The organism is Enterobacter sp. AC1 (assembly GCF_050434705.1).
GTDB classification, from domain to species: Bacteria; Pseudomonadota; Gammaproteobacteria; order Enterobacterales; family Enterobacteriaceae; genus Enterobacter; species Enterobacter cloacae_L.
Map to the genome: position 1 here is coordinate 405,826 of NZ_JBNDIZ010000003.1, position 15,795 is coordinate 421,620.

Below are 15,795 nucleotides of genomic sequence, written 5' to 3' on the forward strand. Positions count from 1 at the left end.
ACGAAATTATTGTAATTGTGAAATTTAATGATGGATTGTTTGTAGGGAATTACGCTGGCGGCTGGCAATAGGGGCATTTTCTGGCTACTATCCTGCACTTTGTGATCGCGCGCACGGAAGCCTGCCCTAACCAGCGAATTGTTATGTCCTTACCCCAACCTGCTTTGCCCAACGAAGGCCGCGTCACCACGGTCCTCAGCTCACCCAAACTTCTGATGCGTGAAACGCTGGCGGGCGTGATTACCGCTCTGGCGCTGATCCCCGAAGTTATTTCATTTTCGGTGGTCGCGGGCGTTGACCCGAAGGTCAGCCTTTTTGCTTCCGTGGTGCTGTGTCTTGCCCTGTCCGTGCTGGGCGGTCGTCCGGCGATGGTCACAGCAGCGGCCGGTTCCGTCGCGCTGGTCATTGGCCCGATGGTGCATCAGCACGGTGTGCAGTACATTCTGCCGGCGGTACTGATGGCTGGCGTGATTCAGATCCTGTTTGGGGTATCGGGCATGGCGCGGCTGATGCGCTTTATCCCTCAGGCCGTCATGACCGGGTTTGTTAACGCGCTCGGTATTTTGATTTTCTTCGCCCAGGTACCTCACTTCTGGAGCCGAAGCCCGCTGATTGTAGGCCTATTCGTACTGACGGTGCTGATCGTGCTGTGGGTACCGCGCTATATCAAAAGCGTCCCGTCGCCGCTGATTGCCATTGTTGTGTTGACGCTTTATACCGTGACCACCGGTCAAATCCTGCCGACCGTGGGTGATGAAGGCGCGATAAGCGGCGGTTTACCGGGGCTTACTGAACTGCTGGTTCCGCTGAATTTACAGACGCTAAGCATCATCTGGCCGTGCGCGCTGAGTATTGCCTTCGTCGGCCTGCTGGAATCCCTGCTGACGGCAAAGCTGGTGGATGAGCTGACCGCAACGCCGTCGAGCAAGCGCCGTGAGAGCATCGGGCTGGGCGTGGGTAATATTCTGTCCGGTTTTTATGGTGGTATTGCGGGCTGCGCGATGATCGGGCAAACCATTGTCAACGTCGAGATGGGGAAAGGACGAAGCCGCATCTCAACCATCGCGGCAGGCGTCGTACTGCTAGTTCTCGTGACGGCGCTCAGTGAAGTGATGGCTAAAATCCCGATGGCCGTACTGGCCGGGATCATGGCGATTGTCGCCATTAAAACGTTCAGCTGGCACAGCCTTCAGCCAGCCACGGTAAAAAATGCCCCGATTGCGGAAACGGTGGTGATGCTGGTCACCGTGGCCGCAACGGTATCAACCGGCAACCTGGCGATTGGCGTGCTGGGCGGGATCATCATTATGGCGCTGCTTCCCGCCCGCGCTAAGCGTCGGCTTAAAGAAGAAAAATCGTCGCCAGCCCAAGAAAAATAAAGAAACCGCCGGTATCGGTGATGGCGGTGATCATCACGCTCGACCCCACCGCGGGGTCGCGCCCCAGCTTGGTCATCGTCAACGGAATAATGACGCCCATCATTGATGCCACCAGCAGGTTCAGCACCATCGCCAGCATCATCACTCCCCCCAGCGCCATATCGTCATACAGCCACCAGGTGATGCCCCCCATAATGCCGCCCCACACCAGGCCGTTAATCAACGCCACGCCCATCTCTCTGAAGATCAGAAAGGCGAAGTTGCCGGGCTGAATATTTTCCAGCGCCAGCGCGCGAACGATCATGGTGATGGTCTGGTTTCCGGTGTTGCCGCCAATTCCGGCCACAATCGGCATCAGCGAGGCTAAAGCCACCAGCTGCGAAATGGTATGTTCAAAGCCGTCAATCACGCGGGAGGCGATAAACGCGGTACACAAATTGATAGCAAGCCAGGCCCAGCGCGTTTTCACCGCCTTGCCGACGGAGGCATGGACGTCATCTTCGGCGCTGATCCCGCCAAGCGCACGCAGGTCGTTATCGGTTTCTTCATAGACCACATCAACGATCTCATCGATGGTCAGACGCCCCATCAGTTTGCCGACCGAATCCACGACTGCGGCACTCACGAGGTCATCACGTTCGAAGGTACGCGCCGCTTTTTCCGCATCGTCTTCCGGTGAGAAGACCATCGGCTCGTTTTCCATCACCTCGCTCACCTTTCGCTGGGTGCTGTTGAGCAGGATAGTTTTCAGCTCCAGCTCGCCGAGCAGGGTTTTATCCCGCGAGGTGACAAACAGTTTATCGGTGTTGTCCGGCATCTTGCCCAGACGGCGCAGGTAGCGCTGCACGGTACCGAGCGTCACGTCCGGGCGGACAGTGATAACGCCGAATTCCATGATCGCGCCGACGCTGTTTTTCTCGTAGTGCATCACCTGGCGCACGCGCGCGCGTTCATCGGCAGGCAGGGAAGCCAGCAGGCGACCGGTCAGGTTTCGCGGCAGGTGCTGAACGAGGTAAATCTGCTCGTCGATATCCAGGGTTTGCAGGGCGTCGAGAATATCCCGGTCGCTCATCTCGTCGATAAGGTCATCCCAGACGTTTTCGGAGGCCTCAAGCAGCACCTGCCCGCGCTCGTGATCCTGCACCAGCCGCCACAGGGCGTGGCGTTCTTCTGAGGGGAGCGCTTCAAGGGTATCCGCCAGATCCGGCGGGGGTAAATGAGCAACCAGCGCACCTACCTCAGCAATATCGTCGGCCAGGGTGCCGACATCATATTGCTCAGCCAGGGTGAGTTTGCCTAATAACGTAGAAGTGACCGCTTTATCGGTCGTGAGAAGCCAGATAAGTCGCGCACGTTCCTGGTCACGCTGCCTGGCGCTGTTTTTCTTTAATACCGACATCAATCATAAATCCATGAAATAAGTTGGTATTAAGCATAGCGCGGGGATATGTAAATAAGAATAAACAACGAAGTGGGATGAAGAAAAAATCGGCATATTATGCAAATCATTGTGCCCGGCGGCGCTACGCTTGCACGGGCCTACAAAAACGTAGGCCGGGTAAGGCGAAGCCGCCACCCGGCACATTGGCATCAGGCCGTACGCGCCACCGCATCGCGAGACGCCGCATCGCGCTCTTCGCCGGTCAGCTCGCTCAGACAGCCGTCGCGCATCTCCAGCAGACGGTCGGCATGAATAAAGTAATGATCGTCATGGCTGATGGCGAAAATGGTTTTGCCCATCTCCTGCATCAGCGGCAGCAGCACCTGATAAAATTCGCGGCGGAAATGCGGGTCCTGATCGGCCGCCCACTCGTCGAGCAGAATGATGTCACGCTCTTCCGCCAGCGCCAGCAGCAGCGCCACGCGTTTTTTCTGCCCTTTAGAGAGCTTCAGGTTGAGGATCTTCCCGTCCTGTAGCTCCAGCTTGTGCGACATCTGCAGCTGCGCCAGCCATTTCTCCACCAGCGCAGGATTGGCCTGTTTCCCCTCCGGCCCCAGCAGCCTATCGAACAGCCAGACGTCGGTGAAGACCGCCGAGAAAAGCTTGCGGTAATCCTCGGGCTTCTCTGCGCTCAGCGCCTTGCCATCCAGCAAAATTTCGCCCGACTGCGGCTGATAAAGCCCGGTGAGCAGCATCGCCAGGGTCGATTTTCCACTGCCGTTGCCGCCGATCAGGAACAGCAGCTCGCCGCGGTGAATCGTCAGATTGATCGGCCCCACGGAGAAGGCGTTGTCCTGATAGCGGAACGTGACGTTACGCAGCTCCAGCGTCTGCCAGTTCGGGAAGGTCTCCGGACGCGGGAATTCGGCGTTAAACGGCGCGAGATCGAATTTTTTGAGCTTATTGAACGCCACCTGCGCGCTTAGCAAAGTAGGCAAGGCACCGACGGCCGAGAGCAGCGGCGTACGCAAGAACAGCAGCGTCAGCGAATAAGTTGCCGCGACGTTCGTGTCCGCCCAGCCCAGGCTGTTCGCCATCCAGAACACCAGGCCAATAGCGCCCAGCATCATGATATTCGACCAGTTCACCGCGCTCAGGTGGAACGTATCGGCACGGATAATATGGTGCCGGTATTCGCGCGCGTCCGGGATATAGAGATTGTTGAAGATATACTCGGCACGCTCGCGGTTCAGGGTCAGCTCTTTGCGCCCTTCCAGTACCGTCTGGTAATCGTTATAGAGCTTATCTTCGGTTTCACGCAGTACCGCCATGTGTTTATAGACACGGGAGACCAGCACAAAACCGCCCCAGATGGTGATCGCTATCCACAGCGCGGTTACCGCCAGCATTTTGCTGGAGAGCCAGGCGAGATAGGCCGCAGAGCCAAAGGTCAGAATGATCCCCTGAACCAGTTCCGGCAGCCGAACGAACGCGATGGTAATGGCGCGGACATCGCTGGTCAGCCCCGCCAGCAGAGAAGCACTGCCGAGTTGTTCCACGCGTTCTACCTGGGTATCCAGAATCCGCTTGATAAACTCACTGCGCAAACGGAAAACGAAATGGTGGCCGAGCGCGGTCAGCGCCAGCTGAGAGCCAAGCGTTACCGCCATCAGCAGCAGGAGAAGGCCAAGAAATTCCGGCAATACGGAGAGTGAAGTATCGACCATTTCAATCAAGCGCACGTTGATAAACGCAATCAGGCCAATACCCAGCGCGGCGCTGGCGAGGCTTAACGCCATTACGGCGATGAATGGCCAGCGATACTGACGCCAGACGAGGAGAAGTAGTTGCATACAGGCAATCCGGACAATAAAAATCAGCCAGCAGTGTAAACTGCCCTGCGCGGACATCAAGAATAATTCTTATTTTAGTTTACCGTACCCCGCCTGACGGAAGGTCAGATTATAACGGTACTCGCCCGTGAGCGGGTGAACCCCGGGCTTCAGCGGCTGAATGCCGTGATAATAAAGCCGCGACTCCCTGCCCCACACCACCACATCGCCATGTTCCAGCATAATGCGCTTGAGCGGATCGTTGCGGCGTAATCCGCCGAACTGGAAGACGGCAGGCAAACCTAACGATACCGAAACAATAGGCGCGCGCAGGTCGGGCTCATCCTTGTCCTGATGCAGCGAGAGCTTCGCGCCGACGGCGTAGCGGTTAATCAGGCAGGCATCCGGACGGAAGTCGGCATAATCCGCCGCAACCGCGGCATCGTGACAAAGCGCCTGAAAAACCGCAGGCATAGGGGGCCACGGCTGGCCGGTGGTGGGATCGTTCGGCGCATACAGATAGCCCCGCGCGTTTGTCGCCCAACCTAATTCGCCGCAGTTGGCCATGGCCACCGACATGGTGTATCCGCCCGGCGTCACCATATGGCGAAACGGTGAAACGGCCGTCACCTCTTCGATACCGGCTAGCAGCGCCGCCGCACGGGAGAGCGCAAAGCGGCGCAGGATAACCGCCCCCGGCGCAAGCGGCTCCTGCCAGGGTTCAGCATCCGCAAAAAGATCGAGCATTATCCCTCCTGGCGTTTCGCCTCACGTTTCAGTAATAGCGCTTTTCGCTCCGTTCCCCATCGATAGCCTGACAGCGCCCCGTCGCTGCGAACAACGCGATGACAGGGGATTACAATCGCCAGCGTGTTTGCGGCACAGGCGCCGGCAACGGCGCGCACCGCACCGGGTTGACCAATCGCCTGCGCCACCTGCTGGTAACTTGCCGTTTCACCACAGGGGATGTGGCGAAGGGCCTGCCAGACCCGCTGCTGGAACGCGGTTCCGCGAATATCCAGCGGCAGCGCGAGCGGAACCGCGCGGTCATCAATACTGGCAATCACCTGATGGATCCGCCGCGCGAAAGCATCGTCCAGCGGCGCGTGCTCTGCTTTTGGAAATACCGTCGCAAGCTCCTCGACTAATTCTGCGTCGTTGTCGCCCAGCAGGATCGCGCAGATCCCCCGCTCGCTTTCCGCCACCAGGCAGCGTCCTAACGAGCAGTCATCGATGGCATAACGTACGGCCGCATCACCTTTACGGTACTGCTTCGCCGTCATGCCCAACGCATCGTTAGCTTTGCGATAATAGCTACTGCTGTCAGGAAATCCGGCCGCCAGCACGGCATCGGTAATTTTGTCTCCCTGCGCAAGCGCGGTGCGCAGGCGCTGTCCCCGCGCAGCCTGCTGCCAGGCTTTTGGCGTCATACCGGTTACGGACTTAAACAGACGGTGGAAATGGAAAGGACTCATGGCAACCTGCTGCGCCAGTTTCTCCAGGGTTAACGCAGGATCCTGCTCCAGAAGACGGCAGGCGTGTTCCACTTTTGCCAGCTTCTGCTCCTGCGGATCGCGTTTGTCCGGCATGCAGCGCTTGCACGGACGAAACCCTGCCTGAACGGCATGCTGGGCATCAGGATAAAAGCGGACATTTTTACGCAGCGCGTGACGGGCACGGCACGACGGGCGACAGAAAATCCCCGTCGTCTGCACGGCAAAGACAAACTGAGCGTCAGCGTGCGGATCGCGTGCCAGCACGGCCAGCCAGCGATCCTCATCGGTCATTAAGGTCGGGTTTCTCATTATCGGCTCCTCTTATAAGCATATATACAGCGTGCCTGAGTGCCACTGATTAAAAACCCGCAACCTTGCTTTTTAATTTTTGTCGCTCATCAGGAAGCTGTTGAACTGCGGCGAATGCCAGGTTTTAAACCCGTCGCCCTCTTTAACGATCATATAAACCGCCAGCCCTTCCTGACGCACCACCTCTTTGGCTTTCTCCGGACCGAGTACCATGAGCCCGGTATCCCAGGCATCCGCCTCCAGCGCGGTGGGGGCAATCACCGTCACCGACACCAGGTTATGCTCGATTGGACGCCCGGTCTGCGGGTCAATAACGTGCGAAATACGTTTCCCGTCGAGCTCGTAATAGTTACGGTAGCTCCCGGAGGTGCTGATGCCATGTCCGTTGATATCCACCATCGCCTGCACGGCATTTTGCCGATCGGTCGGCTTTTGAATCGCCACGCGCCACGGTTTATCGCTGGCGTTCATGCCCCGGCTGACTAACGCACCGCCCACGGACACCAGATAGCGCGAAATCCCCTCCTGCGCCATCAGCGCAGCCAGATGATCCGCCGCATAGCCTTCCCCTACCGTCGACAGATCGACAAACAGATCGGGAATATCTTTTTGCAGATACTGTTGCCCGTACTGATTGATCACCGTCAGATGCTGAAGCCCGGTCCGGGCGCGAGCGTCATCAATGGCCGCCTGATCGGGCGCGGTAACTGGCTGCTTGTTGGGACCAAATCCCCAGAGGTTCACCAGAGGGCCGACGGTCACATCCATCGCACCGTTGGTTTTGTAGCCCACGCGCATTGCCTCGGTCACGATATCGGCCATCGCCTCGCTCACCGGCCACAGGGAGGTCGTGCTTGAAAGATTAAAGCGCATCAGCGCCGAGTCGTTTTTATATGTCGACAGCAGCTGATCGTCAGCGTCCAGCTGCGTCTGAATTTTGCCACGAAGCTCATCTGCGCGTGTCTTATCAAGGTTCATCACGCTGACGCGCCAGAAGGTGCCCATCGTTTTGCCTTCAAGCACCGTCGCGGCGGGTGCATCGGGGGTTGCCACCGGCGTGGAAGAATCACAAGCGGTCAGGAAAAAAAGGGTTGCCAGAAAGCTGGCGCGTAAAAAAGTCATGTCCATTCATTATTATCCTCATGCCAGGGCGGCAAGAGTACACCAAAACGGGTGAATTGTGAGGGCCTAAAAAAAACACAAAAAAGGGGCCGTCAGGCCCCTGTGCTATTCGGTGAAGCGATTAGAACTGGTAAACCAGGCCCAGCGCGACGATATCGTCAGTACCGATACCCGCCTGACGGGTGAATTCATTTTCATCAACCAGGTTGATTTTGTAATCCACGTAGGTAGACATGTTTTTGTTGAAGTAGTATGTCGCACCCACATCAACATATTTCAGCAGATCCTGGTCGCCGTAACCTTCGATGTCCTTACCTTTAGACTGCAGGTAAGCCACGGATGGACGCAGACCGAAGTCGAACTGGTACTGAGCAACCACTTCGAAGTTCTGCGCTTTGTTAGCAAAACCGTAAATGTCGCTGCTGCTCTGAGAGTTGCCGAAACGCGTTGCGTTGTAGGTCTGAGAGTATTGCGCCGCCAGGTAGATGTTGTTGGCGTCGTATTTCAGGCCACCGGTATACACTTCAGCGTGGTCGCCTTCACCCTTCAGCGCCGGGTTAGCGGTGTTGTTCTGGTCAGCAGTACGCTTAGAAGAAGACATTGCACCACCGATGCTGAAGCCTTCGCCCAGGTTATAGGTCAGGGACGCACCGTAGCCGTCGCCGTTCTGTTTCAGGGTGCTACGACCGGTGTCGTTTTCGCCGCTTACGCTGCCGTTTTTGCCCTGATACTGCAGAGCAAAGTTCAGGCCATCGACCAGACCAAAGAAGTCCTGGTTACGGTAGGTCGCCACGCCGTTAGCGCGGGACTGCAGGAAGTTGTCTGCGCCGTAGGTATCGCCGCCAAATTCTGGCAGAACGTCGGTCCAGGAGGTTACGTCGTAGATCACACCGTAGTTACGACCGTAATCGAAAGAACCCGCTTCAGCGAATTTCAGACCCGCGAACGCCACACGCGTCCAGGCCTGGTTGTCGCTTTCAGAGGTGTTGCCCTGGATCTGGTATTCCCACTGGCCGTAACCGGTCAGCTGATCGTTAACCTGAGTTTCGCCTTTGAAGCCAAGACGCATGTAGGTCTGGTCGCCGTCAGCACTCTTGTCGTCAGAGAAATAGTGCAGACCATCGACTTTGCCGTACAGATCTAATTTGTTGCCATCTTTGTTATAAATTTCGGCCGCATTTGCTGCGCCTGCCACCAGGAGTGCTGGTACCAGGAGGGACAGTACTTTAACTTTCATTTTATTAACCCTCTGTTATATGCCTTATAATTGCCACTGCTTACTGGTTAACCCTCATTAACCAGTCGGCAATTTCATTCTCCTCAAAATTACAGAATAATCCAATGCGAATATGATACGAAAACTTTGAAGATGTTTCATTTATCTACCAACATGTTTCAATATGTAAACATCAAGGAACTTTTACAAAGCACAAATAGCTTAGAAATTTAGCACTTATAATCAAACAGAAAAGCCATCTCATTATTATCAACGGGTTACAATAAAAAACGTTACCGCACTGAATGACAAAACAAGATCGCCCCTAATCTCTAAAATAACTCTCGCTATCATCATTAACTTTATTTATTACCGTCATTCAGCTTTGAATGTCTGTTTATCCCTAATTCAACCGGATGCTTCGCATTCGGTTTTTTTTTACCTTTCTTTACGTAATCTTTCTTTTTTTGTGCTACCGCAGCGTAATTGTAACGACTATTAACTAAATTCTCGCCGTGAAGCCACCGAAAGCACGCCAATGATGCAAAACTTAATTTCTTGTTAATTCGTGCTATTTATCGGCTGATAATGCGTTATAACTGTACGCGCAGGGCGCGTTTGTACATGTTTACGGCACTCCTCGCCGCCGATATTGTTGGTTGAAAAAGTCGCCTGTTCCAGGACAGTGGCGCTGGAAATTCAGTTATTACCCTTTATACTGCCCTATCGCCACAGAGCACGACCATAACGGGTTAAAGATATCAATGAGTCAGACTGAAACTACCGCCCCGAGCAAATTCTCCCTCCTTCCCGGGAGCATCACCCGTTTCTTTCTTCTTTTGATCGTTGTGCTGTTAGTCACAATGGGGGTAATGGTACAGAGCGCGGTTAACGCCTGGCTGAAGGATAAGAGCTATCAGGTCGTTGATATCACCCACGCCGTGCACAAACGTATAGATACCTGGCGCTACGCTACGTGGCAGATATACGACAACATTGCGGCAGCACCGGCATCTTCATCCGGGGATGGGCTTCAGGAGACGCGGCTTAAGCAGGATGTCTATTACCTCGAAAAACCGCAGCGCAAGACTGAGGCGCTTATCTTTGGCTCTCATGACAGCGCGACGCTTGAGATGACCCAGCGCATTTCGACCTATCTGGATACCCTCTGGGGTGCCGAAACGGTACCGTGGTCGATGTACTATCTGAACGGTCAGGACAACAGCATGATCCTGATCTCAACGCTGCCGTTGAAAGATCTCTCTTCCGGATTTAAAGAGACGACCGTGGGCAGCATTGTCGATTCCCGCCGGGCAGAGATGCTGCAGCAGGCCAACGCCCTTGATGAACGTGAGAGCTTCTCATCACTGCGCCGGCTGGCATGGCAAAATGGTCATTATTTTACCCTGCGTACCACCTTTAACCAGCCGGGGCATCTGGCAACGGTCGTGGCTTTCGACTTACCGATTAATGATTTAATTCCGCCGGACATGCCGCTCGACAGCTTCCGTCTGGAGCCAGACAGCAGTAGCCAGAATATGCGTTCAGCGCCTGACAAAGAGGCCGCAGAGAGCGTATCAATCTCCTTTAACGGCTCGAAAATCGAAATTGCCTCGTCGCTCAACTCGACCGGGATGCGTCTGGTGTGGCAGGTTCCGTTTGGCACGCTGTTACTCGACACCCTGCAAAATATCCTGCTACCTCTGCTGCTGAATATCGGCCTGCTGGCGCTGGCCCTGTTTGGCTACAGCACGTTCCGCTTCCAGACGGGACGGCAGAGCGACGCCTCTGCGGTTCCGGCCGGTACCGGCAATGAGCTGCGCGTGTTGCGTGCGCTGAATGAAGAGATTATTTCCGTGCTGCCGCTCGGGGTGTTAGTTCACGATCAGGAAGCGAATCGTACGGTGATGAGCAACAAAATTGCTGACCATCTGCTGCCGCATCTGAACCTGCAGAACATCACCACCATGGCGGATCAGCATCAGGGGGTCATTCAGGCCACGATTAACAACGAGCTGTACGAGATCCGTCAGTTTCGCAGCCAGGTGGCCTCGCGCACGCAAATCTTTATTATCCGCGATCAGGATCGCGAAGTGCTGGTGAATAAAAAGCTCAAGCAGGCGCAAAGGCTGTATGAGAAAAACCAGCAGGGGCGCGCCGCATTTATGCAAAACATTGGCGATGCCTTCAAGCAGCCGTTAAAAACGCTGGCGACCCAGGCAGCGGCGCTAAACACCTCTGAAAGCCACCAGCTTGCCTGCCAGGCCGATTCGCTGGTGCGTATGGTTGATGAGATCCAGCTGGCGAACATGCTGGAGAATGACTTCTGGAAGGGAACGCCAACCCTCTTCTCCATTCAGGATCTGATCGACGAAGTGGTTCCGGAAGTTCTGCCCGTGATTAAGCGTAAAGGGCTGCAGCTGCTGATCAATAACCGTTTGTCCGCGAATGACGTACGCCACGGCGATCGTGAAGCGCTGCGTCGCATTCTGTTGATGATTATTCAGTATGCCGTGACCACCACGCAGATCGGTAAGATCACCCTCGAAGTCAGTACGGACGAGTCGGCAGAAGATCGCCTGACGTTCCGCATTCTGGACACCGGGGAAGGGGTAACGACGAGTGAAATTGATAATCTGCACTTCCCGTTCCTGAATGACACGCAAAGCGATCGCTACGGCAAGGCCAATGCGCTGACGTTCTGGCTGTGCGATCAGCTGGCGCGTAAGCTCGGCGGTCATCTGAATATCAAAGCCCGTGAATCCCTTGGCACCCGTTATTCTCTGCACGTCAAAATGCCCGCCAATCCGCAGGAAGAGGATGAAGAACGTCTGCTGGATGATGTGGTGGTGATGGTTGATGTGACCTCGAATGAAATCCGTAACATCGTGGTTCGTCAGTTAGAAAACTGGGGGGCGGCCTGCATCACGCCGGATGAAAGGCTCGCAAGTCAAGAATATGATCTGTTTTTAACTGATAATCCGTCTAATCTTACTGCCTCCGGCTTGCTTTTAAGCGATGATGAGTCAGGCGTGCGGAAAATCGGCCCTGGCCAGCTGCGCGTCAACTTTAATATAAGCAATGCGATGCAGGAAGCTGTACTACAACTAATAGAAGAGCAGCTGGCGCAGGAAGAGATAGCGGAATCACCGTTAGGCGGCAATGAAAATGCCGAGCTTCACGCCAGCGGATATTATTCACTCTTTGTTGATACAGTACCAGATGATGTTAAGCGGTTGTATACTGAGTCCGCTGCGAATGATTTTGCAGCGCTGGCACAGACAGCACACCGGCTTAAAGGGGTGTTTGCCATGCTTAATCTGGTTCCCGGCAAGCAGTTATGTGAAACGCTGGAACATCTAATTCGTGAGAAAGATGCCTCTGGCATTGAAAAATACATCAGCGACATTGACGCCTACGTCAAAAGCTTGCTGTAGCAAGGTAGCCTTATACATGAACAATATGAACGTAATTATTGCCGATGACCATCCGATTGTACTGTTCGGTATTCGCAAATCACTTGAACAGATCGAGTGGGTGAATGTAGTCGGTGAATTTGAAGACTCTACAGCACTGATCAATAACCTCCCAAAGCTTGATGCACACGTGCTCATTACCGATCTCTCCATGCCTGGGGACAAATACGGTGATGGGATCACGCTCATCAAATATATTAAACGCCACTTCCCGGATATCTCGATCATTGTTCTGACCATGAACAACAACCCGGCGATCCTGAGCGCCGTGCTGGATCTGGATATCGAAGGGATTGTGCTGAAACAAGGCGCACCGACCGATCTGCCAAAAGCGCTTGCTGCGCTGCAGAAAGGCAAGAAGTTCACGCCTGAGAGCGTCTCTCGTCTGCTGGAGAAAATCAGCGCGGGGGGTTACGGTGACAAACGCCTGTCGCCGAAAGAGAGCGAAGTTCTGCGCCTGTTCGCAGAAGGTTTCCTGGTCACCGAAATTGCCAAGAAGCTGAACCGCAGTATTAAAACCATCAGCAGCCAGAAGAAATCAGCGATGATGAAGCTGGGGGTGGATAACGATATTGCTCTGCTGAACTATCTCTCCTCCGTTACGCTGAGCGCAACGGACAAGGATTGATCCCGGACGGGTGTGCGGCCTGATGCCCTCACCCCGTCCCTCTCCCAGTGGGAGAAGGTGAAAAGTAAAAGGCCCTCGCGGGCCTTTTTTATATTCTGGTTTTTCTCACGCGGTCTGCGTAAATCGACAATGTCTGCTTCAGCACGTCCAGCGTCACCGGCTTCGACAGACAGCTGTCCATTCCTGACTCCAGACAGCGCTGTTTCTCTTCCGCCAGCGCGTTCGCCGTTACGCCCACCACCGGCAGCGTCAGGCCAAGCTGCCGGATGCGCTGCGTCAGGCGGTAACCGTCCATGTTGGGCATGTTGACGTCGCTAAGCACGATATCAATGTGATTTTTACTCAGCACATTCAGCGCATCCACGCCGTCATTAGCGGTTTTGCACTGATAGCCAAGCGATCCGAGCTGGTCTGCCAGCAGGCGGCGGTTAATCGGATGGTCATCCACCACCAGAATCATCATATCGTCATTCACCGACGCCAGAGAATCCGGTGATGGCAATCCGCCGGCGCTGTCGCTCTCTTCCAGTTGCACCTTGTAGATGCGCGCCAGCAGGCTCAACAGCTCGTGCGGCGTTGCAACGCTGTGTACCCATTCACCCGGCTCGCGCTCAACCGGAATGCCGATGTGGCGCCGACAGAAGCGCACCGTTCCTCTCCCCTGCCACGGCTGTTCCAGCATCTCGTCGGAAATCAGCACATCGTCCACGTCCGGCGTTTGGCCTTCATAGCGGCACACCCTGACACCGCTGTGGGTGAGCAGTGCCGTCAGGTAGTCATTCAGTGAAGCATTATGCACCGCCAGCCAGCAGCGCTTATCACTCAGCCCGTCAAGCGTCGCTTTCGCCGGATACTGCGCCGAATAGAGCGGAATGCGGATGGTGAACTGGCTGCCCATGCCGGGCTCGGTATCAACGGAGATATCACCATCCATCATGCTGACAAGCTTCTCACAAATCGCCAGCCCCAGGCCGGTGCCCTGGAAGTTACGCTGCACGCCGGTACCGACCTGGAAGAACGGGTCGAACAGACGAACCACCTCCTTCGCCGGAATGCCCACCCCCGTGTCGCGCACGCGAATGCTCAGGTAATCCCCCGCCCGGCAGACGTGCAACACGATACAGCCAACATCGGTGAATTTAATGGCGTTGCTGAGCAGGTTAGAGATGACCTGCTGCAGGCGCATCGGATCGCCGTGCAGCGTCAGCGGCACGTCCGGTTCGATAAAGCAGTAGAGCCCCAGCTGTTTCCGCACGACCAGCGGCAGATAGTTGGCGCTGATATGGTTCATCACCTCGCGCGGCGAGAACTCCCGCGGTTCGATTTTCAGCTGCTCAGATTCAATTTTAGAGAAATCGAGAATATCGCTAATGATTTTCAGCAGCAGGCTGGAGGAGTTGTTCATCGCCGTTACCAGCCTGTCGACCCCTTTCGGTAATTCTTTCGTCTGGAGCAGATCGAGGTTACCGATAATCCCATACAGCGGTGTGCGCAGCTCGTGGCTGACGGTCGCAAGGAACATGGATTTCGACTGACTCGCCTGCTCCGCGGCCTGCGCCATCTCCTGCAACGACTCTTCCATTTTCACGCGCGCGGAGACATCCACCAGCACGCAAATCGCCACGTTTTCATTACGATAGCGGGAATGGACAAAGCTAATCTGCAGGTTGGTGTGCGTGCTGGTGAGCACGTCGACAAAGTTTACCTGCTGACCGCAGATAATCTGCGTCAGCCTTTGCCGGTCCTCATGCGTCAGCATGTTCAGGTAGTTATGCGCCAGTTCGTTACTCAGGATATTTGTCCCGTCCTGAGTACGCAGAATACAGATCCCTACCGGTGCCGACGCGACGATCTTGCGGTTAAACTGCTCGTGTTCCTCCAGCCGTTGAGCATCGCTTTCGGCAGGAATAAAGATTTTCCGCTCGTACATGCGCGCCAGCGTAAACAGCGCCCCTCCCGCGATCAGGTTCAGCAGAATGGCATTCATGATAAGAATGCGTATCCGCTCAAGCACCATATCCACCGGCAGCGAATAGACGATACTCAGCGACGAAGGCGGCAGGCTCTTCTTCAGCACCAGCTCGCGGAAACCCGAGGTATAGCCAAACCACGACCGCTCCTGCATCCAGTGCGGTTCGACGTTTAAACGGTTATCGGGCCCGGCAAGCGAGATCAGCTGATGGCCATTTTCGTCAAGAATGGTCACCCCCATCGGCAGGCTGCCTGGGGTGAAGAAGTTTTCCATGCGAATGGTCTGCTCAATCCCCAGCAGCGCCTGCAGGCGATTGCCCAGATAAACCGGCGTCAGGGCGTAGAAATAACCCACGCCAGTGCGCGGGCCCTGGCTAACCCAGAAGATGTTATTCCCGCGCTCGTCCTGCGGCGCATTGCGATATTTCACAATACGTTCATGCAGGCTTTTCAGCGCGTCATCACGCTCAACGGGGACATCGCGCAGGCCAAAGTCAGCCATGCAGAGATTCTCACTGCCAATCAGGAATACGCGGTTCAGGTCATAGGCGGCGGAGAAATTGTCGCGCCAGTAGCGCATAAACCAGGCAAGCGATTCCAGCGACCCGCGCCAGGTATTGCTCATGGTGGAGCAGTCGGAGTCCGGGAAAAGCGGCTGGAAGTCCGGAACTTCAGTTTTGTCATTACGCCCGCGAAGCGCAAGGATACCATTTTCCGCCGTCAGGCGATTTTCGGCAATATACTTCAGCTCCTTCATCACGTCAGACGTTCGCTGAATATAGCGCTGGGCCTGGTCGGAGCTTAAATTAAACTCCTGGCGGATCTCCGCTTCTTTCTGGTGCAGCGCGTTAACGATGTAAAACACCGAGAACAAGGCTACCAGCAGCCAAAGCAAGAGCGCCAGCGCCCGAAACAGATAGCGAGAAACTTTCAGCGTATTACGAAAGGAGACGAGGTATTTCAAAGGGGCGAGGCTCCGCCGTCG

The 15,795-nt window shown here is 55.3% G+C and carries 10 protein-coding genes; 3 read left to right on the forward strand and 7 right to left on the reverse strand.

Annotated elements, in window-relative coordinates:
* Window positions 1-89 precede the first annotated feature (89 nt).
* Entirely contained in the window at window positions 90-1,379 is a 1,290-nt protein-coding gene (locus tag M2433_RS11660) for a SulP family inorganic anion transporter (RefSeq protein ID WP_429054666.1), read from the forward strand.
* On the opposite strand, the gene mgtE is transcribed toward M2433_RS11660, so the two are convergent.
* From mgtE to M2433_RS11690, 6 genes are all read right to left on the reverse strand, one after another.
* Window positions 1,342-2,778: a magnesium transporter gene (gene mgtE / locus M2433_RS11665; RefSeq protein WP_021241530.1), complete on the reverse strand. Its 1,437-nt coding sequence runs from the start codon at window positions 2,776-2,778 to the stop codon at window positions 1,342-1,344. The two genes, M2433_RS11660 and mgtE, sit on opposite strands and share 38 nt — an antisense overlap.
* Window positions 2,779-2,969: 191 nt before the next feature.
* Window positions 2,970-4,613 (reverse strand): multidrug ABC transporter permease/ATP-binding protein, encoded by a 1,644-nt coding sequence (locus tag M2433_RS11670; RefSeq protein WP_429054249.1) that lies wholly within the window; start codon window positions 4,611-4,613, stop codon window positions 2,970-2,972.
* A 69-nt stretch (window positions 4,614-4,682) separates the two neighbouring features.
* Window positions 4,683-5,339 carry a DNA oxidative demethylase AlkB gene (gene alkB, locus M2433_RS11675; protein WP_429054248.1) on the reverse strand — a complete coding sequence of 219 codons (657 nt, stop codon included), beginning with the start codon at window positions 5,337-5,339 and terminating at the stop codon, window positions 4,683-4,685.
* A complete protein-coding gene (gene ada, locus M2433_RS11680) occupies window positions 5,339-6,397 on the reverse strand; it encodes a bifunctional DNA-binding transcriptional regulator/O6-methylguanine-DNA methyltransferase Ada (RefSeq protein WP_429054246.1) in 1,059 nt (352 codons plus the stop codon). Before ada ends, alkB begins: the two co-directional genes overlap by 1 nt.
* A 72-nt stretch (window positions 6,398-6,469) precedes the next feature.
* Window positions 6,470-7,525 (reverse strand): FAD:protein FMN transferase ApbE, encoded by a 1,056-nt coding sequence (gene apbE / locus M2433_RS11685; RefSeq protein WP_429054245.1) that lies wholly within the window; start codon window positions 7,523-7,525, stop codon window positions 6,470-6,472.
* A 115-nt stretch (window positions 7,526-7,640) separates the two neighbouring features.
* Window positions 7,641-8,756 (reverse strand): porin OmpC, encoded by a 1,116-nt coding sequence (locus M2433_RS11690; protein WP_059312821.1) that lies wholly within the window; start codon window positions 8,754-8,756, stop codon window positions 7,641-7,643.
* 743 nt (window positions 8,757-9,499) lie between these two features.
* On the opposite strand from M2433_RS11690, the gene rcsD reads away from it, so the two are divergent.
* A complete protein-coding gene (rcsD, locus tag M2433_RS11695; RefSeq protein ID WP_429054243.1) occupies window positions 9,500-12,172 on the forward strand; it encodes a phosphotransferase RcsD in 2,673 nt (890 codons plus the stop codon).
* A gap of 16 nt (window positions 12,173-12,188) precedes the next feature.
* Window positions 12,189-12,839 (forward strand): response regulator transcription factor RcsB, encoded by a 651-nt coding sequence (gene rcsB / locus M2433_RS11700; RefSeq protein ID WP_003859405.1) that lies wholly within the window; start codon window positions 12,189-12,191, stop codon window positions 12,837-12,839.
* Between the two features lie 88 nt (window positions 12,840-12,927).
* Here rcsB and rcsC read toward each other — a convergent pair whose 3' ends face one another.
* The gene (gene rcsC / locus M2433_RS11705; protein ID WP_429054240.1) at window positions 12,928-15,774 is read right to left on the reverse strand and encodes a two-component system sensor histidine kinase RcsC; all 2,847 of its coding nucleotides are present in this window, start codon (window positions 15,772-15,774) and stop codon (window positions 12,928-12,930) included.
* Between the last annotated feature and the right edge of the window lie 21 nt (window positions 15,775-15,795).